This is a genomic window from Amycolatopsis sp. (assembly GCF_035276945.1).
In the GTDB taxonomy this organism is placed as follows: domain Bacteria; phylum Actinomycetota; class Actinomycetes; order Mycobacteriales; family Pseudonocardiaceae; genus Amycolatopsis_E.
This window is the reverse complement of sequence record NZ_DATELF010000046.1, coordinates 46,322-67,653: the sequence shown is the minus strand read 5'-3', so window position 1 is coordinate 67,653 and position 21,332 is coordinate 46,322. Positions and strand designations below refer to the sequence as shown.

Here is a 21,332-nt window from a genome sequence, read left to right as displayed (position 1 = left end):
GGGTCCGGACAGGACATCGGTCCCATGTGCCCGGGACACCCGATCGGGCAAAGTGGACACGACCCACAGGAAGCGGACAACGAGGGGGCAACCGACCATGGTGGTAGCGAAGCGCATTCCCGTGATGATCTGCGCGACCGACCCGATCCTGCGAAACGGGGTCGCGATGACCTTGCGAACCCGGGACGACGTGTGGCTGGTCTCCGACGACTCCACCGAAACCCCGCCGGTCGTGCTGCTGGTCGCCGACCGGCTCGACGAGGCCGCGGCCAAGCTGCTGCGTTCCCTGCAGCGCCAGGGCCGGTCCCGCATCGTGCTGATCGCCGGCGACGTCGACGACGCCGAGGTGCTCAACGCGATCGAGCACGGCGTGTGCGCGGTCACCAGGCGCAGCGAAGTGACGGCGGACGGGCTGGTGCGGTTGATCAAGGCCGCGGCGGCCGGCGAGGGTGCGCTGCCCCCGGACCTGCTCGGCCGGCTGCTGGACCGGGTGTCCCGCCTCCAGCGGCAGGTGCTGGAGCCGCAGGGCCTCAAGCTGGCGGGCATCACCACCCGGGAGACCGAGGTGCTGCGGCTGGTCGCGTCGGGCCTGTCCACGCAGGAGATCGCCAACCAGCTGTGCTACTCGCAGCGGACGGTGAAGAGCATTTTGCACGACGTGACCAACCGGTTCCAGCTGCGCAACCGGTCCCACGCGGTCGCCTACGCGATGCGGGAGGGGCTGATCTGAGTTCGCGAACCGCAAGAAGTCCTCAGCTCCGGAGCCGGTGCGCCAGGCCCAGTTCGGCCACCACCTTCTCCGGACCGGGACCGTCGAGGTAGCACCGCCAGGCGTCCCGGTCCGCCTGGAAGGCCTTCAGGTAGCCGGCACACAGTTCGGGTTCGATGAGCCAGCTCCTTCCCCGTGCCGCCTTGAGGGCGGCGATCATCTGGGCCCGCTCGGCGGGTTCGGCGTCCATCGCCCGCACCCGGCCGATCACCTCGTCGATGAACAGCCGGCGCCGCACGAGGAAGTCCCGCCAGTACCCGGCGGTGGCGTCGGCGATGCGGCAGCCGATGTCCAGCAGGCCGAACACCCCCTCGGCCAGGCAGTCCCCGAGCTCTTCCGCACGCGCCCGGCGGACATCGGCGTAGGGATCGTACGGGGCTTGGACGGCGAGGCCGGTGACCGCGGCCGGCCGGAGCCGGTCGTCGTCCAGCAAAAAGAACCAGTCCTCGTTGTAGATGCTGGGAAAAAAGGTCGTGCAGCCACCCACCGACACCGCGAGCGCGCCGCCGCCGATGAAGGTGTCCTGCGGTCCACCGGAAGCCCGGTAGGCGTGGCAGACCACCGAGTTGTCGGGGAAGCCACCGTTCGCGAGGCCGGCCGTGGCGTGCCGTTCGAGCAGCCCGGCGGCGTCGCGCAGGTTACCGGGGATCGGCACCGTGATGTCGTCGTCGAGGAACACGATGCGCTGCCAGCCGGCGATCCGGGCGAGCAGCAGCCCGAGATTGCGCTTGAAGCTGGTGTCGGTCAGCCGGCTGAACCTGGTACCGCGCACCATCTCCGTGGTCTCGAAGTCCGGCATCTGCCGGTGCGGCAGCCGGTCGGTGTCCACGGCGATGACCGTCACCCCCGCGTGCCGCGCGAGTTTCTCGACCTCCCAGGCGCGGGACCGCTTGCTGCACAAGGCGACCAGGGGGCACCCCAGCTCGCGGCCCAGCGCGAAGGCGTTGCGCAGGTAGACCGCCGGCCGCGCGGTCGGCACGATGATCGCGTCCACATCGGCGGGCCGGGCATCGGCGACCGCCGCGCGGACCAGGAGGCCACGGTGTGATCCCCGGTGGTAGTCCGAGCCCGCCTCGGGGGTCTGGCGGCTTGCCCCCGGCCGGGGGTTCGGGGGCTGTCCCCCAGGCAGCACCGCCTCACACGCGGCGGTCACCCGTGCTGCCTCGACCACTCGTGCAGCACGGATTCGGGCAGGGTCCAGTCCGGCGTGAGCACCTGTCCCCGGACCACCGAGATCCGGGTCAGGACGCTGAACGCCTCCGCGTTGCCGAAGCGGCGCCGGATATAGCCGGTGTTGCGATCGCGGAACCGCGCGTCCGTCAGCGCCCGGACGGCCCCGAGCGTGCCCCGGCCGAACATGCCGTTGCAGATGGTGACCGTCCGCTTGAGGTTGTAGGGGTTGCGATCACGGTAGAAGTGGGCCACGTCCTCGATGAGGTAGCCGTTCCGGTCGAGCCGTGGAGTGAACAGCTCGGGCTTCCCGCTGTCCGGGAACACCTCGAACCCCCCGATGTCGGACTTCTCGGCACGCGCCACCTGACTGACCGGAAGTTCGACCCGGTCGAGCAGGTCCTTGGTGACCACGTTCCAGTCCACGCCGCCCAGCAGGACCAGATGAGTGGTGTAGTCGTCCGGCATCAGGTCCTGCGCGGTGCGGAAGTTCACCTGGATCGGCGGGTTGAACGCGCGGATGTGCCCGTACAACTCGATCAGCGCGTCCAGGTCCGCGTAGGTATAGAGCTCCACGTAGTCGGGACTGTCGCGATCGGTGTACGAGTGGTCCATGCGCAGTTCGACGGGTAGCTGCGCGCACACGATCGTCACCGTGTGCAGGTCCGGGAAGTGCCAGAGGCTGGTCACCGGATCCGCTTCCTGAAGCGCCCCGCTCCGCAGCCCCCTCAGCTCCCGCAGCAGTTCCTCGCGGCGGGCCAGTTCCTCGCTGGACAGCTGCGACACGGGCAGCACCCGGTAGGACTCCTGCCCGACCGAGCGCTCGGTGGCGAAGAACGTGGCGTAGGCGCTCAGGCGGTTGACCGGCGGGACCACCGGCTGAACCAGGCTCTCCCAGGAAGAGATGAGCGACACCGACAGCGGCTTGCGGCCGCCGAAGGCCTGGGCGAGCTGGAGCTGCGTGATGCCGCGGTCCGGCCAGTGCTCCTCGCGGAGGGCCTTCAGACGCCGCGCGAGAGCCAAGCGCGATTCGCCTGGGGAAACCACAACCAGTCCTTTCAGTGAACTTCAGTCGAACATCTGGGAGGTGGATGATACACGCCGATCGACACCACGGACAGCAGGTGCGCGGCGAGTTACCGGTGGGCGTGAACACGCGCTGACGGTAATAGCGCACCTACTCGGCAATTCCCCTATTGTCGAATTCTGTCACCGGTCTTACTCTGAAGTATACCAAACTTCAGTGAAGTTCAGCGAAGCGAGGGGAACGGTTATGAACGGACTCGCCCACGACCGTCAGCCCAGCCGCACCGCCCGCGTCAGCGGGCCATAGCGAACGTGGAGGCCGACATGAACACGCTGGTGGTGCCGCGGACCAGGACCATCCTGAGCCTGGACGCCGAAGGATCCACGACGAGAACCAACACCGGACGGGCCCTGCTCCGGCGGGTGATGTACCAACTGCTCGAAGAGGCCCTGCGGGTGAGCGGGATCACCCCCGAACATCACGACGACTTCAGCGACCGCGGCGACGGCGTGCTCGTCCTGATCCGCCCGGTCGACGAGGCGCCGAAAACCCTCCTGCTCACCACGGTCATCCCCACACTCAGCGCGCTGCTGGCCGAGCACGCCGCCCGCGAGCCCGACCAGCGCCTCCGGCTCCGCGCCGCGGTGCACGCCGGCGAGGTCCACTACGACGACCGCGGCTGTTACGGCGAGGACATCGACCTCACCTTCCGCCTGCTCAACGCCCCCGCGTTGAAGAGAACGCTCCGGCAGGCCGACGCGCCGTTGGTGCTGGCGGTCTCGCAGGACATCTACCGGTCCCTGATCAGGCACGGCTACGAAGGCATCGACGGTAACGCCTTCGAACCGCTGATGCGGGTGCGGATGGCGGGCCGGTGGGTCCGGGGCTGGGTCCAGGTCCCGGGCACCTACGACAGCCCCGCCGCGGCGGTTTCCGCGGCGCGGATCTGACCGGCGGCGGAATCCGGAGCCGGACGCCTGAACTCCGCCAGCTCGTCACCGGCTGACCGTCACGCCGTTGTCACCTCAGGAGCCGGCGGGCACGCCCGCTGACCGGTCAGGCGGGCGACATCGACGACGATGCCGTTTTCGAACGGGGACGCCATTTCCTTGGTGACGGTGGTGCGCGGCAGCGGGCGGGGCAGGTCCGCGTAGCCCATCGGACGGGCCAGCCCCATCCCCGCCACCGTCCATTTCGTACCGTCGTGCTCGCGGGAGTGGAACTCGACGAACACCGGCCGGCCCGCCGAGGCGCGGACCAGCGTGCGATCGGTGCCCGTCGGGATCAGCAGCCGGCCGACTTCGAGCACCAGGCACCCGAGCGGGACCGGGGGCCGCCCGTCGATGGACACCATCGCTCTGCGACCGCGCTCCGGCGACCCGACGAGCCGGAAACACTCGGCGTGCGTCAACGGGATCGCGGGCACGATCAACTCCCCGGAAACTGGTAGTGAATCCCAACCTTGTCATTTCTCAGTGTAGTCACGTCTTCCCCAGCGCCGGCGAGCGGAAAAGTGTTGCGGCAAAGGGTTTCCGGAAGTGCTGCGCCTGCGCGACGTGACCAGGAACACGACCCAGCCCGCGGAGGTGAGCATCGGCCAGGTGATGGCGCGGAAGAGCACGACGGCGACCGCGGCGGTGGAGTCCAGCAGCCCGCCGGCCACCAGCGCGGCGAGCAGGCCGGCTTCGGCCGGACCCGCGCCCGCCGGGGTCAGCTGCAACCCGATACTCCCTTGCACGGCAAGGTAACCCGCGGCCAGCGCGGCCCACGGCACCGTGTTCGCGGCCGCCGCGACACACGCCGCGAGCGCCACGTAGTCCAGCGCCCAGCTGAGCAGCGCGATCCCGAAGAACCACGCCCACTGCCCGAAACCCGGGCGCAGCAGCGCGATCCGGTCGGACACCGCGTCGGCGCGGCCGGGCCCACCGCTCACCCACTTCGCGTTCTTCAGTACCGGGATGTGCCGGGCGATCGCGGTGGTGAGGTGCGCGATCCCGTGCAGCGACCTCCGGCGGCGCACCAGCAGCCAGGCCGTGACGCTCAGCACCGCGAGCGCGCCGGACAGCGCCGCGGCGGCCGTCAGCGGAAGCAGGCCGTCGAAGGCCGCCACCAGTGGGCCGAGCACCACCAGCGCCACCCCCGAGATCAGCGCCGCCAGCAGGGAAGCCCACAGGGACAGCCCGGTGTCCACACCACGCATCCGGAAGGCGGCGACCGAATAGGCGATGCCGGCGGTGGCGCCCGCCGAGGGCACGGTCTGCGCGATCGCGTTGCCGATGAAGTTCACCGCCTGCACGGTGCCGAACTTCAGCTTCGCTCCCCCGGCCAGCAACAGGTGACGGTGCAGTTCGCCGTAGACCACGAGCGAGGCCACCGCGGCCGGAACCGCCAGCGCGAGCCAGGTCCAGCGAAGGCCGGTCAGCCTGGCACCGAGATCACCGACGGCCGCCAGGGTCGGCGCCAGCCGCCAGACGGCGATGCCGATCCCCGCCGTGGTCAGCACCCAGTCGATGACCAGGCGCCAGGTCGGGCGCCGGACCGCGTGCAGCACCTCGCGCAGGATGGGCGCGCCGTGCGCCCGCCATTCACCGCTCGATCCAGACACGTCCCACCACCGTCGGAGTTCTGCCCAGGAGATCAGCGGTGCGCGGGACAGGTCACCGCTGCGGCGACCGGTAGAGCTCGTCGACGTCCTCGGCGTACTTCACCAGGACGTGCTCACGGCGGATCTTCTGGGTCGGGGTCAGCTCGTCGTTGACGGTAAACCGGCCCGGCACCACTCGGAACCGCTTGATAGCCACAGCGTCGGACCGGGTGCCGGACACGGTACGGGCGGCCGCGTGATTCACGTCGTCGATCACGCCCTGGAGGGTCGTGGCCAGGTCGGAATCGGTGCGCAGATCGGTCACGCTCGCCCCCGGCGGCTTGTGCCTGAGGCGCTTCCAGTCCGCGAAACCGTCCGGGTCCAAGGTGATCAGCGCGCCGACGAAGGGCCGCCGGTCGCCGACGACGACGCAGTTGTCGATCAGCGGGTGCGTGCGCAGCCGGTCCTCGAACGCCGACGGCGCCACGTTCTCGCCCCCGGCGGTGACGATCAGTTCCTTCCGGCGCCCGGTGATGCTCAGGTAGCCGTCGTGGATTTCGCCGAGATCGCCGGTGCGCAGCCAGTCGTCCTCGTCGAAAGCGGCGCGGGTGGACCGGTCGTCACGCCAGTAGCCTCGCATCACCCCGGGCCCTTTCACCCGCACCTCGCCGTCGCGCGCGATGCGGATCGTCCAGCCGGGCAGCGTCCGGCCCACCGTCCCGATGCGCTGGGCGCGCGGCAGGTGCAGCGTGACCGGACCCGTGGTCTCGGTGAGGCCGTAGGCCTCGAGGACCGGAACTCCCACGCCGCGCAGAAAATGCGTCAGGCGCGCGGAAAGCGGCTCTCCACCGCAGATCAGGTGAGTGACCCGGCCCCCGAACGCGGCGCGCAGCCGCCGGTAGACCAGCCGGTCGAACACCCGGTGCGCGAGGGCTGTCCCGCCTCGCTCGCTGTGCTTGACCGCCGCCCTCGCGGCCGCGCCGAACAACCGCCCCCGGCCCGCGGTGACGGCTTCCCGGGCCAGGGTGTGGTAAAGCGTTTCGAGGGCCCGTGGCTCCGTGACGGCCACGGTGGGCCGGAACTCCCGCAGCTCGCTCACCAGGTCCGCGTCCCCGGCGTGGGCGGTCAGGGCGCCGTTCCGCACGATCGCCAGTTGCACGACCCTGGCCAGAATGTCGGCGAGCGGCAGGGACAGCAGCACCGAGCTTTCCGGGGTGAGCACGGATTCGCTGACGCCTTCGGCCGCGACGATGCTGTCCACCGCTTCGACGAGGTTCCGGTGGGTGATCAGGCAGCCCTTTGGCCGGCCCGTCGTGCCCGACGTGTAGACGATGGTCGCCGGGGAGTCCAGGCCGGCGGCACGGCGTCGTTCGACGCTCTCCGCGGCCATCGACGCGCCCTGCGCGACGAGCGCGTCCAGCCCACCGTCCTCAATGGACCAGATGGGGCCGCCGACCGGCTCCACCAGCGCCGAGCACCGAGCGTCCTCGGCGATGGCGGCCATCGCCCCGGAGTCGGCGAGGATCCAGGCCACCCGCTCGGCCGAATCCGTCACGTAGAGGGGCACACCGACCGCGCCGATGGTCCAGATCGCGAAGTCGGCGAGGACCCACTCGTAACGGCTCGCCGACATGACGGCGATCCGGTCGCCGGCACGGATTCCCGCCGTCACCAGCCCCTTGGCCACCGCGACGACCTCGTTGGCGAACTCCTTGGCGGTAACGGTCCGCCGGCCGCCAAGGTCACGAAGCGCGAACAAGGCGTGCTCGGGTTCGGCGTCGGCGAGCGAGAAGACGTCATCGGCCGCGTTCGGCATCTTTCCAGTCTGAACGGTTACGCCGAATGTCGCAGTCCGCGCGCCGTCTTTGCCTGAGCCTGGGTCACCGTGGTGTTGAGCCGGGCGGAACAACCGACGCCGTATAGGTCGTTATACATTTTGCTCAGCCGCGCAGATGGGCCTTCTCGTGGGTGACGGTTTCGATGTTGTCGGCCGCGAGGTCGAGCAGTTTGTGCCCGAGGTCGGTGAGCGCGCGTGCCACGGCCAGCTCGTCACCGATTTCGGGCACGTTGACGTCGCTCGGATTCAAGCGCGCCGTCCCGACCCCCACCAGGTGGGCTTCGTCCGGATCGCGCAACCGGGCGTGCGCCCGCGTACGGTTCTCGTGCTCGTCGATGAGCACGTCCACTCGCCACTGCTTCCGTTCCATTTCGTCGCCTCCGTGGTACGCGCCGCCCACCTCTGCCCGGCGAGCAGTGGCGTGCGGCTGGCATGCAGGACGCTCGCGATCTCGCGCGCCCAGCTCCGGATGCCTTCCCAGTCGCGGTAGTCACCCTCGCGAAGCCCGAGCGCGCCCGCGACGGCCCGTTCGGAGAACCGCAGCCGCCGGCGGTCGAGTCTTCCGGCGAACAGCCGATGCCGGTAGGCACGGCAAAGCCGGGCCAGCCCCGCGACGTCGACCGTGTCCTCGGGCGGCCGGGATCCGGCCGGACCGCTGGAGAACAGCCGACCGGCCGGCCGGACAGCACTTCGTGATGCCGGACCACCAGCCGGCGGGCCGAGTCGAGCCAATGTCCATTGTAGACAGCGCCGCCGAGTACGAACGCTTCGTAGCCATACACTTCGTACACGTTCTCCGCGAACAGCACGTCCACCCGGGAGTCGTCACCGAGGCGGTCCAGCGCGGTACCGAGCGTTTCGCCGACCTCCTCGGCGATCTCCCTGGTCGCGCCGTGCCTGCTCGCGACCGCCACCAGCACCGCCATGGCTCGCGCCTCCCTCGCTCCGGGATTGCCCGCCTGCCCCTTCCCACTCTCCCGGCCACCCGCGCGGGCGAGGACGCGGTGCGAAGAAGATCGGCCGCGGGTCCCGCCATCGTCGCCGTCACCCGTTGACGGCGACTCGGGCCGACCGACCCTGCGTAAGCGGCGCAGGGAGGCGGATATTGGAGGTATGACCGTCAAGCAATGGCACGGTGGAGAGCTGCGCTGGGACCATCTCGGCGGGGAATGGACGGTGCTCACCCCTGGCCGCGGCGCGGCACCGGCGGATCCCTGCCCGTTCTGTCCCGGGCCGGGCGAGGACACACCACCGGAAACCTGGCGCCTGCCGGGTGAGGAAAACGGCACCTGGCGGGTGCGCGCGGTGCCGAACCGGTACCCACTGTCCGACCGGCACGAGGTGATCATCGAATCCCCACGGCACGACTGGGATCTGGCGAACGGCACGGACGAGGAAGTGGCCGATGTGCTCTCCGCGTGGCAGGAGCGTCATCGGGCGTTGCGTCACGGCGCGGAACAGGTAGTGGTCTTCCGCAGCCGGGGATCGGACGCGGGGATGTCGCTGTCCCATCCGCACTCACAGGTGGTCGGGCTCCCGGTGCTTTCCGCGGCCGCCCGGCGCGAACTCGCCACCATGCGTGAGCACTACGACCGCTCCGGACGGCCCTTTGCCGCCGAAGTGCTGGCCGGTGAACTCTCCTCCGGGGAACGGATCGTGCACGCCAATGGCCCCGCGGTCGCGTTCGTCCCGTTCGCCCCCTCGGCGCCCTTCGAGGTCCGGGTCGTCTCCGCGCGGCATCGCGCCGATTTCGCCGCGGTATCACCCGGCGAACTCGCCGGCGTCGCCCGGGTCCTGCGCCTGGTTCTCGCCGCGCTGCGGGACGAACTCGACGACCCGTCCTACAACCTCGTCCTGCACACCACGCCGGTCGGCCTCGAGCACGTGCCCTACCTGTCCTGGTCGCTGCACATCCGGCCGAAGCTGGCCACCCCGGCCGGACTCGAACTCGCCACCGGCATCCCGGTCGTCACGATCACCCCGGAACACGCGGCGAAGAGCCTCCGCGACCGGATCCCCTGAGGGCCAACGGGAGTACGGGCCGAACCGTCCCCAAGCCACGGCCGCGGCCAGGATCAGCAGGACGACGTTGACACCACCGCGGCCGCGGAGAAATCCTCGACCCATGCCATGTTCGGGGCGAGCTTCTCCTTGGGACTGCCGAGCTTCATCAGTTCGGAGGCCAGGAAGGCCGCGGCCAGCAGGCCCTGCGGAACCCACAGCACAACGTTCGTCGTCGGCTCCTCGCATGATCATTTCAACGCTCGACCGTCACCGTGGACCGCTACGGTTGAGAGTTCAAGTGATCGCCGTATGCTGGAGTCGTGGGTGCGACGCGGTGGCTCGACGACGACGAGCAGGAAGCATAGAGGACCTTCCTGTTCGCCTCCCAGCGGCTGAACGAGTCGCTGGACCGGCAGCTGTACGGCGCCGGGATGTTGCACAGCTATTACCTGATCCTCGCCATGCTGTCCGAAGCGCCGGACCGGTCGATGACGATGAGCGAGGTCGCGGACCTCACCCGCTCGTCGCCGAGCAGGATGTCCCACGCGGTCGCCAAGCTGGCAGCCAAAGGCTGGGTGCGCCGCCACCGCCGGGCCGGCAACGCGCGGGTCACCGTCGCCACCCTCACCGACGCCGGCTACGCGGCGCTGGCCGAGGTGGCGCCCAGCCACGTCGAGCACGTCCGCCGCATCATCTTCGATGCGATCGCCCCGGAGCAGGTCCACCAACTCCGCGACATCTTCCGGGCCGTGCTGGCCAACCTCGAGGGCGGCGAGCACTCCTGCTTTCGTTCCCGCCCCCGGGAATAGCGGCCCGAAGGGGTCAGCGGGTGTCGCCGCCCGGGTCGGTGGAGGGGTCGGCCCGGTGCCGCCCTCGCCGCGCTCCCGGCCGTAGACCCCTCGAAGGCTCCCGGGGCGTCCGATTCTCCTCGGCGTTGAACGACCACGCCGCCGGTTCGTCCGGGCTCTCCTGGGCGGGCTGTTCGCACGCCGCGTGCCGGGCACGGTTGACGCCTCGCTGGAAGCTGCTCAGGCGGCCCCGGACATCGTCCGCGTCGCGCACGGGGATGGACTGGCCGGGCTCCGGCAGCCGCTTCGGGACGTTCGTGCCGGCGGCCGCGATGATCCCGCCGGGCATGAGCTGTTCGCCACGACGGCGGCGCGGCAGTCCCGCCTCGGTGTAGCTGGTCGGCTCGGACTGCGACGCCGCCTGGACCGCGCGGAATCCCACGTCCGCCGCGAAGTCCCATCCGCTGGTGGCTTCCGCCGCCCGCGCCGCCTCCGGAGGCTGGCCGGGCTCGTCGCGGAACCACGCCGAAATCATCTCGAAGATCGGCGTGGACTCCACACGTTCCGGTAGCGAGGGCTCGGGAGCCACCGGGTTTTCGGCGTCCCACCAGTCGCTGAGCGAAACCTCGGCAGGCTCGGGTTCCACGGGTTCCGGCTCGCGCCACCGCGGTGCCGCCTCGGCCTCCGGTTCGCGTTCGGCGTATCCCAGCGAGCCGGAATCCTGCGCCCAGCCGGCGTCACCGGCCGGCTCCGGATCCTCGGCGAGACCGGTCAGCGTGCCCAGCCAGGCATCATAACGGGTGTCGTCACGCTCGGGAGGCGGCTTCGCGGCGGGCTCGTTGGCCGGCTCGTCAAGGACCGGCGCGGAAAGCGGAACCGTCTCCTTGAGTTCGATCACCAGGTCGGCCGGCACGGTCACGCCCGCCCGCAGGCCGGCGACCTCCCTGCCGCCGTGCAGCGTGACCGCGATGCCGTGCCGGGCGGCCAGCCTGCCGGCCATGAACAGGCCCAGCGGGCGCGCGGCCGCGAGATCGCCCATCACCGGGTCGGTCAGCCGGAGGTTCGCGTCGGCGAGCTCGGCCTCGGTCATGCCCATGCCCTGATCGACGATGTCGATCTGCACGCCACCCCCGCCTTCGAAAATCCGGGTCACCACCGTCACCCGGGCCTCCGGGTCCGAGAACGCGGTGGCGTTGTCGAGCAGTTCCGCGATCAGCCGTACCAGGTCATTGGCCGCGTAGCAGACGATGCTGGCCCGTGGTGGGGGGTCGATGACCACACGCTCGTAGTGCTCGATCTCGGCCACCGCCGCCCACAGCACGTCGCCGAGGACGGCCGGTTTGTCCAGCGGGCGGGCGGACTCGGTGCCGGCGAGCACCATCAGGTTGTCGATGTTGCGCCGCATCCGGGTGGCAAGGCGGTCGAGCTGGAACAGGGCGGCCAGCTGGTCCGGGTCGTCGATGTCGCGCTCCAGCTGCTCGATCAGCAGCCGCTGCCGTTCCACCAGGTTCTGGTTGCGGCGGGACAAGGCGGTCACCAGCTCGGCGGATTCCCCCGCCGCTCCCCCGCGCTCGATCGCGCCGGCTCCACCGGCGTCCTCGGCGGGAGCGGTGTCGTACGTCCAGGACCCGGTCGTGGCCGGCGCGGGTCGATCTTCGACGGGCGCGGCGCGGTCCGGGACCGGGTCGGCACTGGCCGGGCCCACCTCCCACAGCGGCTGGATGTCCCGATCGGGCAGGTCGGAGCCGTAGTAGTCGAAGTCTTCCTCCGGGCTCACTGATCCTCCTCCTCGTCCGGGTGCCGGTGCCCACCGTTCACACGTGGCCCTGTCACGGGCCGTGAGGGAAACAGCGAATCGATCTTGAAGTCATCAGCGTCCATGAACTCCTTGGTCCTCGGCGGCGGTCACCGGCTGTATCGGCCACCTCGCCGACGAGCTACTCGGGTAAGCGCACGGGGCGCCGGTTCCGTCGCACCACACACGTCTTCCGCGCAGCCCCTGATCAGGGCGGGTTGATATTACTCGAACGCCCGGAGGGCGGCCCGGCTTCAGTGGGTCAGGGGTCCTGAGCGGCTCCGGGTGGCCGGCCCGGCGTCCCCCCGCCCGCCGGGCGCACCGTCCGCAACCAGCCGCAACTGGTCGTCCGGCGCACAGACACGGTGGCCGCGGATGGGCAGGCAGGCAGAAGGCGACCGGCCGCTGGAGTCGCGGCGCTGATCACCTTCCGCTGGCGCAGAGCGCGGCCACTTCCGCGTTGGACAGGGCCCGGTCGTAGACGTGGACCGATCGATCGCGCCGTTGGCGAAGTCGACCGGACTGCCGCCGTACTGGCCGCGCCCGATCACCGTGTGTCCGGCCGACGCGTCGCCGAGGCACACGTTCCTCGTCCCGACCGGCCGGCCGCCAACGTGGAGTTTCATCGCGCCCGACGCCGCGTCACGGACGCCGCCGAGGTGGTACCAGCGGTTCGCCCCGGGCGCCGCCGGGGTCGGCACCCTGGTGCCGGCGAAACTGAACGCCAGCCTGTGGTCGGCACCCGAGTACTCCAGGTAGAATCCGCCGTGGTCGCCGCCGTCCTGGCTGACCACCGTCTGGAAACCGTTGGTCGGTGAACTTCGCCCACGCGGCCACGCTGTAGCTGCTTTCCGGTGTCCACCAGTGCCGCCGAGGTGTCCGGTGAACCGGCCGGAACCGTTGGTGGCCAAGGCGGAACCGGCGGTCCCGGCCGTCGAGGACCCGCCGCCGATCAGCGAGGCGTCGTGCCCCCGGCGACGTCCTTCGCGACCGTGCCCGCGTTCTCGTCGAACGGCTACGCGGCAACACCGTCGAGGCCCGGCGTGCCAGGCGGGACAACCGGACCGGGCACCGGTCCGCCCGTCGCGCCCTTGACGAGCGCGACGTTCGCCGCCCACACCGCCGCGAAGTCCATCTTCTTCACCTGCCGGTCGTAGGTGAAGAAACCGTTTACCGCCTTTTCGACGTCGGTGGCCTGGGTGTAGAACCCGGCCGAGACGCCGCATCGTTGTGCCACCAGCGAAAGCCTTCGCTGAAGTTCACCGTAGCGGCGGGTCAGCGTGGCGCTGTCCGGCTCCATCTCGTACGCGAAGCTGCCCGCCGGGTCATACTGGTGACCGTCCACTTTGAGTCCCAGCCCGCCGTGCTCGCCGTCCACCGCGGCCCGCGTGCCGGTCCGCGAAGGCGTTCCGGGACCGGTGTAGGTGTGACCGTCGTAGATGTCGCCGCGGCTACTGTCCGGTTGGGACCGGCAACAGTTCACCCCGGATTCCCCGGGCGGTGGGGTTTTCCGTCCGGGTGTTCTACTCGGGTGTGTGGTTATGCGGCGGTTCGGGTGGGTGGGTCGTGGACGCGCTGCTCAGCTGCGAGCCCTCGGTTACAAGTTGGCCGAGGGGATTCTTCATGTCACACGCAGCCTGGCGGCGGTCTCGGCGAGGATGCGCCGGGCGTCGTCGCCCTCGTCGGCCTGGTCCCACAGCCGATCGGCGAGCCTGGTGTAGATGGCGACCTGATCGGGGTCACGGATGCGCAGTTCGTCGGAAACGGTCTCGATCAGCACCACGTCGTCAACGATCCAGTAGCCGCGCCAGAGGACGTGCCGCACGGTGCGACCGACAGGCAGGATGCGGAACTCGACATTGGGCGGGCCAACGGCCACCGTCAGCCGGTCGAGCTGACCGGCCATGATTCCGGCCGGACGGACCGGGTTGACCAACGCGGTCTCGGCCATCAGGATCTGAATCGTCTTGCCCGGAGCGTAAAGCACGTTCTGCCGCTGCATACGGACGCGCACGGCGTCGTCAATGTCGCTTGTCGACGTGCCGAGCGGAGCGGCTTGTGACTCGAAAACGTGGCGGGCGTAGTCGGGAGTTTGGAGCAGGCCGGGAACAGCGGCCGTATCGACGGCGCGAATGGTTGTGGCGGCCTGCTCGTCGGTCAGGTCTTGTTGTTGGCGCTGGCGGTGTCCTTCGCGGACCTGCCGACGCCAGGGACAGTTGCTCGACGCGAAGGTCCCGCAACTGGTCGCGCAGGGCGGCCATCTCGTCTTCGGGCGTGCCCAAGGCATCGAGCCAGGCGACGACATCGCCGTCGGCGGGAGTTTGCCGACCGCGCTCGATCTTCGACACCTTGGAGTTGGTCCAGCCGAGAGCGTCCGCCAGTTCGATTCCGGTCAGTCCGGCGCGCTCTCGGCGGTGGCGCAGTTGGTCAACGAACTCCCGGCGGCGTTTCTCGAAAGCGGTCATAGCCTTCCTGTTGTCCAGTCGCGATAGGTCCAGGACGCGCCGATGGTCCGGCGTTTCCGTTCGATGAACTCCGCGACCCTATCCGGTCCGGTCACCATCTCGACGCCGGTAACTCCCGTGTCGCCGAAGTGCAGGATTCCCACGATCTTCTCGTCGAAGATCCAGAAGTCCTCCTGCGGTACGTCGAGCGCTGCGAACTCGATTGCGGACAGGATGCGGATGTCCTCTCCGCCAGCGAGAGCGGGCGGGGTGAGCCGTTCCAGTTCGAAGCGGAGGTAGTCGGTGAGAGGATCGGTGAGGACCCGTACCCGTCCGATCGTGCGACCGGATGCTCTGACGCCGCGAACCCACTCCGGCCAGTCGGCATACCACGCGAGGTCGTCTGGCTCGCCTACCAGGAAGCGCCGCAGCGGTTCGGTTTCCTCGGGTTCGCGGTAGACCCCCTGGCACTCCAGCCGCCAGGCGGACGAGCGGAAGGTGTCAAAGAGCCGTTCGAAGTCGGCTCGCGGCGTCAGTTCGGGCATCAGCCCACCGGGAAGTGCCTGGCGAGAACGGCCGGGATCTCGATCACGTCTTCATGGTCGGGTAGGCCGCGTGTCTGCGCAGTTCGGCGAGGGCTTCAGGGTCGGTGCTTTTCCAGCCTTGGACGAGGTAGGTACCCCGTTCGGTAGCGAACAGCGATGGGCACCCCGTCTTGCCGGATTCGGTGGCTATGTACGTGATCTTCACAAGACCTCCAGGTGATCGAGTTTGCTCCTCTGTCTCATCGAAGACCAGTTGTCGGCACGGCTGTGTCCACCATCGGAGTGAGCCACACCAGTTGTTTTCTCATCTAGGCACACTGATTGCTCATCCGGAGAGCTACCCAGGAGGCGCGATGTCCAGCGCGACGAGCAGAGTGAGCGGCAAGACGACAGCCCGTGCCCAGGAAGGGCACTGGATGGTGACCGCGCTCGGGGACGGCGTCCGCCTCCAGCACGTCGTCTTGCCGGATGCCGACCAGTGGCACGACACGGACGGGTGGCCGATGGGCTGGTTGCGCGGTGCGGCAAACGCGCGATGGCGGCCAGTGCCCCGTACCGCGAGGGCATCCCGGTCTGCCCCGACCGCACCACGCTCATCCCGAACCCGGTCGGGTACCGCTGCTAGCCGGGTATTCCACACCTGAGCCGCTGACCTGCGGTGATACCCAAGAGATCATCGTGGTGCAGCCCGCTGACCAGCCGAAACGTGTCCATCTGCGGAGAACGGGGCTAGCGGCTGCCCTCTACCAGGCCGTGCGCCAACTCGGTACGCAGGGGCGAACACGGCGGCTCAGGCTGCCGATCGGGGAGGAGTGCGGATCTTGGCTGAGCCGGGCAACGGTGACGGAGCACTCCACGACCAAACAGTCCCGAGCAGGACAACCGCCGAAAAGAAAGTCCGTTGTGGACGGCCACGTGAACAGTCCACAACGGACGAAATATCACGCGCCGAGGTAGGCGCTGACCACTTCCTCGTCCTCGGCCAGTTCCGCCGCCGTCCCGGCGAGTTTCAGCGAGCCCGACTCGAGCACGTAGGCGCGGTCGGCGACCTCCAGGGCGGCGAGGGCGTTCTGCTCCACCAGCAGGACCGTGGTGCCCTGCTCGTGGATGCGCGCGATGGTCTCGAAGATGAGGTCGACCAGCACCGGGGCCAGCCCCATCGACGGCTCGTCGAGCAGCAGCAGTTTCGGCCTGGCCATCAGGGCGCGGCCGACGGCGAGCATCTGCTGTTCGCCGCCGGACATGGTGCCCGCCTTCTGGCTGATCCGCTCGCGCAGGCGGGGGAACAGGTCGAGCACCTTTTCCTTGTCCTCGGCGATCCCCGCCTTGTCCTTGCGGAGGAACGCGCCGAGGTCGAGGTTCTCGCCGACGCTCATCTTGGGGAAGATCCGCCTGCCCTCGGGTGAGTGGGCGATGCCGAGCCGGACGATCTCGTGCTCGGCAACGCCGTTGAGCCGCTTGCCCTCGAAGGTGACCGAGCCCTTCCGCGGCCGCAACAGGCCCGAGATGGTCCGCAGGGTGGTGGACTTGCCCGCGCCGTTGGAACCGATCAGCGTGACGATCTCGCCGGCGTGGACGGTCAGTGAAAGCCCTTTCACGGCGGCGATGTTGCCGTAGTAGACGTGGATGTCGTCCAGGACGAGCATCTCGTCGCCCACGGCGGCGCCGTTCCCGTTGGTCATAAGTGCTTGTCCTTTCCGGCCTTGCCGAGGTAGGCCTCGATGACCCGCGGGTCGGCGCGGATGTCCGCCGCCGAGCCCTCGGCGATCTTCTCCCCGCGGTCGAGCACGGTGATGCGGTCGGACACCTGCATGACGACGCTCATGTCGTGCTCGATGAGCAGGACCGAGACGTTCTTGTCCGCGCGCAGCCGATGGACGAACTCGGTGAACCTGGCCGACTCCTGTGGGTTCATGCCGGCGGTCGGCTCGTCGAGCAGCAGGATCGACGGCTTGAGCGCGAGTGCCCTCGCCACCTCGAGCCGGCGCTGGTCACCGTAGGAGAGGTTGCGCGCGTACTCCTGGGCCGTCTGCCCGATGCCGACGTAGTCCAGCAGCTCCCGCGCGACCTCCTGGGCCTCTCGCTCCTCCCGGCGCTGGCGCCGGGTGCGCAGCACCGTTCGCACCACCCCGGACTTCAGGTGCGAGTGCATCGCGACCTTGACGTTCTCTTCCGCCGTCATCAGGCCGAACAACCGGATGTTCTGGAAGGTTCGCGCCAAGCCCAGCGCGGCGACACGGTGCGGTGGCAGGCCGCTGATGTCCCGGTCACCGAGGAACACCCGCCCGCTGGTGGCCTGGTACAGACCGGTCAGCACGTTGAAGAAGGTCGTCTTGCCCGCGCCGTTGGGGCCGATGAGGCTGACCACCGAGCCCTCGGGGATGGTGAAGCTGACGTCGTTGACCGCCACCAGCCCGCCGAAGGCCACGGTGATGTGCTCGGCGCTCAGCGCCAGCGCCGTGTTCTGTTCGATCGTGGTCACGTCCCTCACCGACTCTCGTCCGGCCCGACCGTGGCCGCCAGCTTCTCGCCGTCCAGCTCGGGCGCGGCCTCCTCCATGTCGGCGCCGAGTGCCTCCATGTCCGTGCGGCTGGGTTCGTGCAGCACCAGCCTGGTCCGCGACTCCGGCAGCAGGCCCTCCCGCCGGAACAGCATCATCAGCACCAGCACCCCGCCGAACAGGAGGAAGTTGTACGACGGGAAGTTGATGTCCGTGCCGAACTGGGCGTTGAACGCGTTGCCGAACTGGGGCAACCCCGTCGAGTTGACCCACGCGAGGATGAGCGCGCCCAGGGTCACGCCCCAGACGTTGCCCATGCCGCCGAGCACGACCATCGCCAGCAGGGTGATCGAGATCGAGAAGTTGAACCGGTCCGGCAGCACGCCGCTGATGTGCGTGGCGAAGGCGACCCCGGCGAGCCCGCCGGCGATCGCGCCGACCGCGTAGGCCGACAGCTTCGTGCGCATCAGCGGCACGCCCATCATGCTCGCGGCCAGCTCGTCCTCGCGGATGGCCAGCCAGGCCCGGCCCAGCCTGCCCTCGCGGATCCGGAGCGAGATGAACATGACCAGCGCCGCGATCAGTATGTAGATCAGGTACTTCCAGACCAGGTCGAACGGGCCGAGCTTGGTGGAACCGATGTTGATCGGGTCGATCGGCGTGATGCCCTTGGTACCGTTCGACAGGTTGAACCCGAAGACGTTCTCCCCGTTGGTGAACACCTGCGGGATGATTTCGCCGAAACCCAGGGTGACCAGGGCGAGGTAGTCGCTCTTCAGCCGCAGCGTCGGCGCGCCGATGATCACGCCCCACAACGCGCAGAAGGCCCCGCCGATGACGAGCACCAGCCAGAAGCTGAGGTGGATGCCGGGCACGGTCGGCAGCGCCGACCCCAGGAAGTCGATCTTGACCTGGTAGAAGAAGCTGGACATCAGCCAGCCGGCGGTGTACCCGCCGATGGCCCAGAACGCCACGAAACCCAGGTCGAGCAGGCCGGCGTAGCCGACCACGATGTTCAGCCCGAGCGCGCAGATCACCCAGACCAGCGCCTCGTTGATCGAGGTCAGCGGCAGCCAGGTGCGGAAGAACGTCTGGGCGCCCGCACCCAGGCTGGGGATCAGGTAGTAGTAGGCGAGGAACACCAGCAGCGCCGCGACGGCGAAGCCGAGCGGCCAGCGAAACCGGTGGGGTATGGCCGGGCGCGACACCCGCCGCGCCGGGGTTGGGGCTGCGGTTGCCATTGGACTACACCTTTTCCGTCGTCGGCCGGCCGAGCAGGCCCTCCGGCCGGAAAACCATGAGCAGGATGAGGATGGTGAACACTACGCTCTGGGACCACTGCTGTCCCAGCCCATAGGGCAGGCCATCGTTGAAACCCTGGATGAGGCCGATGAGCACGCCACCGAGCACCGCGCCGGTGATGTTGCCGATCCCGCCGAGAACCGCTGAGGTGAAGGCGATCAGGCCCATCTGGTAGCCCAGGTTGTAGGCGGTGGTGCCGACCACCTGCTGGTACATCACACCGGCCGCGCCGGCCATCGCGCCGCCGAGCATGAACGTGAACGAGATGGTCCGGTTCACGTTGATGCCCATCAGCCGCGCGGCGTCCTGGTCCTGCGCGGTGGCGCGCATCGCCTTGCCCTGCCGGGTCCTGGTGACGACCCATTGCATGAGCAGCAGCAGCGGGATGGTCACCCCGGCGACGACGAGGAAGCTGTAGCTCAACTGCACACCGGCGAGGTTCAGCCCACCCTCGGGCAGCACGCTCGGCCACTGTTTGGGCGTCGAGCCGTTCCACTTCAGGCCGACGAACTGAAGGATGAAGCTGATGCCCACGGCGGTGATCAGCGGAGCGAGTTTGGGGGCCCGGCGCAGCCGCCGGTAGGCCAGGAACTCGATCGAGACGTTGACGAAGCCGCAGAAGCCCATCGTGACGACGAGCGTCGCGATGAACAGCAGCCAGGCCACGGGGCCGGAGGTGGTCTGGTGCAGCACGGTGGTGAGCATCAGTCCACTGAACAAGGTGCCGAGCATGAACAGGTCGCCGTGCGCGAAGTTGATCAGCTCGATGATGCCGTAGACCATCGTGTAGCCGAGCGCGATGAGCGCGTACAGCAGGCCGATGTTGAGCCCGTCGGCGGCCGCGGTGAAGAACTGTGCCGGGGCATGCGTCAGGTTGAGGCCGAGCCAGACGAGGACACCGGCGACGATGACCACGGTGGCGGCCCGCTGCACGAGGTCGCGGCGGGTCAGCGCCGGCCTGGCGAGAGTGGTTGTTGCTGCCATGGGAATCCTTGCGGGGGTTGGGAAAGAAGAGCGACGGCGCCACTACCGGGATGCCCCGGGGACCGCACGCGGCCCCCGGGGCATCGGAGAAGAGTCCACTCAGGACAATGGCCAGGCCTTGAGGTAGGCCTCCTGCTTGTCCTTGAGGTTGAGCACCGAAATGTCCTTCACGCTGGCATCGCCGGTCTTCGGGTCGATGGTGATGGCCTTGCCGACCGCGGCCTTGTCCGCGGCGACGGACACACCACTGCCCTCGAACACCGCGTCACGCACGCCCTTGCGGGAGCCGTCGGACTTCGCGATCGCCTCGAGGATCATCTGCAGCGCCTGCACGCCGTAGAGCGCGTAGTTGGTCGCCGGGTCCGAGCCGTACTTGGCCTTGTAGGCGTCGAGCAGCTTACCGCCGGCGCCACCCGCCTGACGGAGCTGTTCGGTGGACAGGCCCGCGAAGGTGAGGTACGTGCCCTGAGCCTCGGGCAGGTTGTCGAGGTCGGGGTAGCCGGTGAAGCCGTCCGGAGCGAGCATCTTGACCGCGTTGTTGTCGCCGAGGACCTTGACCTTGTCCTTGACGAGCTGGCCACCGTTGTTGTCGAAGATGCCGCCGAGGTAGACGCAGTCGGGGTTGCTGGCCTTGATACTGGTGAACAGCGCCGAGTAGTTCGGCTGCTTGGCGTCCCACGGCTGGTTGCCGAGCACGGTGATGCCCTGCTTGGCCGCCTCGTCGGCGAACGCCTTGGCCACACCCTGGCCGTAGGTCTGGTTGTCGTTGAGCACGTAGCAGCGCTTGACGCCGAGATCCTTGGCGGCGAACTGGGCGCCTGCCGAACCCTGGTAGTCGTCGGTCGCGATGACGCGGCCGTAGTTGCGCTTGCCGCCCGGGTAGTACTTGTCGGGCTCACCCGGGTCCCAGGGCTTGGTCAGGCCGGGGTTGGTGTTGGCGTGCGAGACCATCAACATGGGCCCGCTGGGGTCGGAGTCCAGCACCGGGACCTCGATCTTGGCGCACCCGGAGTTGTAGGTGCCCATCACCGCGACCTCGTCGGGGTTGGCCACGTGGTCCTGGGCGTTCTTGGCGCACGTCGCGTCGTCCCAGGCGCCCTTGGCCGCCGTCGAGTCGTCGTAGACCTTGAGGTCGACCGTGTAGTTGCCTGCCTTGTGGCCCACCTGGTCCAGGTAGAGCTTCATCGCGTTGACCGTGGACTCGGACGCGTCCTTCGACGCACCCTGCATGGGCAGGTCGACGCCGACGATGAGAGTCTTGCCGTTGGCGCCGCCGGTCGCGCCACCTGAGGAACTGCCGCCGCAGGCGCTCGCACCCAGGGCGAGCGCGGAGACGACGGCTAGCAACTTGATCGTTCTGGACATCTGGCTCCTTGTTGGGGACTTGGACGGGAAATCTGCTGGTGCCGTGTTACGTGAGCAACGTTCTCAGGTATCAGATAGGTGACGTAACCGGATCTTGACTCAGCCAGATCGCCAAAGTAGACAACACCCTGGGTCGATCGCGGCAGGTTCGGCGCGAAGTTGTCTGAACCGTTACAACGCGTCACCTACGAACAGTTGGTTATTTTCCCAATACACCC

At 68.9% G+C, this 21,332-nt stretch carries 22 protein-coding genes and 2 pseudogenes; 4 read left to right on the top strand and 20 right to left on the bottom strand.

Translation table 11 applies throughout. From position 1 onward, the window contains the following. Positions 1 to 97: 97 nt before the first annotated feature. Entirely contained in the window at positions 98 to 730 is a 633-nt protein-coding gene (locus VJT49_RS07185; RefSeq protein WP_324163919.1) for a response regulator transcription factor, read from the top strand. Between the two features lie 22 nt (positions 731 to 752). Here VJT49_RS07185 and VJT49_RS07180 read toward each other — a convergent pair whose 3' ends face one another. Both VJT49_RS07180 and VJT49_RS07175 read right to left on the bottom strand, forming a co-directional pair. After that, positions 753 to 1,922: a hypothetical protein gene (locus tag VJT49_RS07180; RefSeq protein ID WP_324163918.1), complete on the bottom strand. Its 1,170-nt coding sequence runs from the start codon at positions 1,920 to 1,922 to the stop codon at positions 753 to 755. Next, positions 1,919 to 2,986 (bottom strand): helix-turn-helix transcriptional regulator, encoded by a 1,068-nt coding sequence (locus tag VJT49_RS07175; protein WP_324163916.1) that lies wholly within the window; start codon positions 2,984 to 2,986, stop codon positions 1,919 to 1,921. Before VJT49_RS07175 ends, VJT49_RS07180 begins: the two co-directional genes overlap by 4 nt. Positions 2,987 to 3,289: 303 nt before the next feature. Here VJT49_RS07175 and VJT49_RS07170 point away from each other — a divergent pair, with 303 nt between their 5' ends. Further along, complete coding sequence (locus VJT49_RS07170) at positions 3,290 to 3,916, top strand: hypothetical protein (protein ID WP_324163915.1); 627 nt, start codon at positions 3,290 to 3,292, stop codon at positions 3,914 to 3,916. Between the two features lie 59 nt (positions 3,917 to 3,975). Here the strand turns inward: VJT49_RS07170 and VJT49_RS07165 are convergent, their stop codons facing one another. From VJT49_RS07165 to VJT49_RS07145, 5 genes and pseudogenes are all read right to left on the bottom strand, one after another. Beyond that, on the bottom strand, positions 3,976 to 4,392 hold the full coding sequence (locus VJT49_RS07165; RefSeq protein ID WP_324163914.1) for a hypothetical protein: 417 nt from the start codon (positions 4,390 to 4,392) through the stop codon (positions 3,976 to 3,978). A gap of 39 nt (positions 4,393 to 4,431) precedes the next feature. After that, positions 4,432 to 5,571 (bottom strand): lysylphosphatidylglycerol synthase transmembrane domain-containing protein, encoded by a 1,140-nt coding sequence (locus VJT49_RS07160; protein WP_324163913.1) that lies wholly within the window; start codon positions 5,569 to 5,571, stop codon positions 4,432 to 4,434. Between the two features lie 52 nt (positions 5,572 to 5,623). Next, on the bottom strand, positions 5,624 to 7,366 hold the full coding sequence (locus VJT49_RS07155) for an AMP-dependent synthetase/ligase (RefSeq protein WP_324163912.1): 1,743 nt from the start codon (positions 7,364 to 7,366) through the stop codon (positions 5,624 to 5,626). Between the two features lie 124 nt (positions 7,367 to 7,490). After that, positions 7,491 to 7,757 (bottom strand): DUF1876 domain-containing protein, encoded by a 267-nt coding sequence (locus VJT49_RS07150; protein ID WP_324163911.1) that lies wholly within the window; start codon positions 7,755 to 7,757, stop codon positions 7,491 to 7,493. Between the two features lie 355 nt (positions 7,758 to 8,112). After that, positions 8,113 to 8,313, bottom strand: a pseudogene (locus tag VJT49_RS07145) (flavodoxin domain-containing protein); the annotation flags it as partial. Positions 8,314 to 8,500: 187 nt separating this feature from the next. Between VJT49_RS07145 and VJT49_RS07140 the strand changes: the two are divergent. Further along, positions 8,501 to 9,409 (top strand): DUF4921 family protein, encoded by a 909-nt coding sequence (locus tag VJT49_RS07140; protein WP_324163910.1) that lies wholly within the window; start codon positions 8,501 to 8,503, stop codon positions 9,407 to 9,409. Positions 9,410 to 9,462: 53 nt separating this feature from the next. Here the strand turns inward: VJT49_RS07140 and VJT49_RS07135 are convergent, their stop codons facing one another. Further along, positions 9,463 to 9,612, bottom strand: a complete 150-nt coding sequence (locus tag VJT49_RS07135; RefSeq protein ID WP_324163909.1) for a hypothetical protein — start codon at positions 9,610 to 9,612, stop codon at positions 9,463 to 9,465. Positions 9,613 to 9,822: 210 nt separating this feature from the next. Between VJT49_RS07135 and VJT49_RS07130 the strand changes: the two genes are divergently transcribed. After that, positions 9,823 to 10,200 carry a MarR family winged helix-turn-helix transcriptional regulator gene (locus tag VJT49_RS07130; protein WP_324163908.1) on the top strand — a complete coding sequence of 126 codons (378 nt, stop codon included), beginning with the start codon at positions 9,823 to 9,825 and terminating at the stop codon, positions 10,198 to 10,200. A gap of 13 nt (positions 10,201 to 10,213) precedes the next feature. Here the strand turns inward: VJT49_RS07130 and VJT49_RS07125 are convergent, their stop codons facing one another. The 12 genes and pseudogenes from VJT49_RS07125 to VJT49_RS07070 all read right to left on the bottom strand — a co-directional run bounded on the left by VJT49_RS07125 (position 10,214) and on the right by VJT49_RS07070 (position 21,114). Continuing rightward, positions 10,214 to 11,956, bottom strand: coding sequence for a sensor histidine kinase (locus tag VJT49_RS07125; protein WP_324163907.1), 1,743 nt, complete (start codon positions 11,954 to 11,956; stop codon positions 10,214 to 10,216). A 272-nt stretch (positions 11,957 to 12,228) separates the two neighbouring features. Next, positions 12,229 to 12,768 carry a LamG-like jellyroll fold domain-containing protein gene (locus VJT49_RS07120; protein WP_324163906.1) on the bottom strand — a complete coding sequence of 180 codons (540 nt, stop codon included), beginning with the start codon at positions 12,766 to 12,768 and terminating at the stop codon, positions 12,229 to 12,231. A gap of 221 nt (positions 12,769 to 12,989) precedes the next feature. Further along, the gene (locus VJT49_RS07115) at positions 12,990 to 13,457 is read right to left on the bottom strand and encodes a hypothetical protein (RefSeq protein ID WP_324163905.1); all 468 of its coding nucleotides are present in this window, start codon (positions 13,455 to 13,457) and stop codon (positions 12,990 to 12,992) included. 138 nt (positions 13,458 to 13,595) lie between these two features. Then, entirely contained in the window at positions 13,596 to 14,261 is a 666-nt protein-coding gene (locus tag VJT49_RS07110) for a DUF5753 domain-containing protein (protein WP_324163904.1), read from the bottom strand. A 22-nt stretch (positions 14,262 to 14,283) separates the two neighbouring features. Beyond that, positions 14,284 to 14,439: pseudogene (locus VJT49_RS35105) on the bottom strand (helix-turn-helix domain-containing protein); the annotation flags it as partial. Then, entirely contained in the window at positions 14,436 to 14,963 is a 528-nt protein-coding gene (locus tag VJT49_RS07100) for a DUF6879 family protein (RefSeq protein WP_324163903.1), read from the bottom strand. The pseudogene VJT49_RS35105 and the gene VJT49_RS07100, both read right to left, overlap by 4 nt. A 43-nt stretch (positions 14,964 to 15,006) precedes the next feature. Then, entirely contained in the window at positions 15,007 to 15,168 is a 162-nt protein-coding gene (locus VJT49_RS07095) for a hypothetical protein (RefSeq protein ID WP_324163902.1), read from the bottom strand. A 736-nt stretch (positions 15,169 to 15,904) separates the two neighbouring features. Continuing rightward, positions 15,905 to 16,609, bottom strand: a complete 705-nt coding sequence (locus VJT49_RS07090; RefSeq protein ID WP_324164015.1) for an ABC transporter ATP-binding protein — start codon at positions 16,607 to 16,609, stop codon at positions 15,905 to 15,907. 32 nt (positions 16,610 to 16,641) lie between these two features. Further along, positions 16,642 to 17,445 (bottom strand): ABC transporter ATP-binding protein, encoded by an 804-nt coding sequence (locus VJT49_RS07085; RefSeq protein ID WP_324163901.1) that lies wholly within the window; start codon positions 17,443 to 17,445, stop codon positions 16,642 to 16,644. Between the two features lie 5 nt (positions 17,446 to 17,450). Next, positions 17,451 to 18,704: a branched-chain amino acid ABC transporter permease gene (locus tag VJT49_RS07080; protein ID WP_324163900.1), complete on the bottom strand. Its 1,254-nt coding sequence runs from the start codon at positions 18,702 to 18,704 to the stop codon at positions 17,451 to 17,453. A gap of 4 nt (positions 18,705 to 18,708) precedes the next feature. After that, positions 18,709 to 19,749 carry a branched-chain amino acid ABC transporter permease gene (locus VJT49_RS07075; protein WP_324163899.1) on the bottom strand — a complete coding sequence of 347 codons (1,041 nt, stop codon included), beginning with the start codon at positions 19,747 to 19,749 and terminating at the stop codon, positions 18,709 to 18,711. A 99-nt stretch (positions 19,750 to 19,848) separates the two neighbouring features. Continuing rightward, the gene (locus VJT49_RS07070; protein WP_324163898.1) at positions 19,849 to 21,114 is read right to left on the bottom strand and encodes a branched-chain amino acid ABC transporter substrate-binding protein; all 1,266 of its coding nucleotides are present in this window, start codon (positions 21,112 to 21,114) and stop codon (positions 19,849 to 19,851) included. Between the last annotated feature and the right edge of the window lie 218 nt (positions 21,115 to 21,332).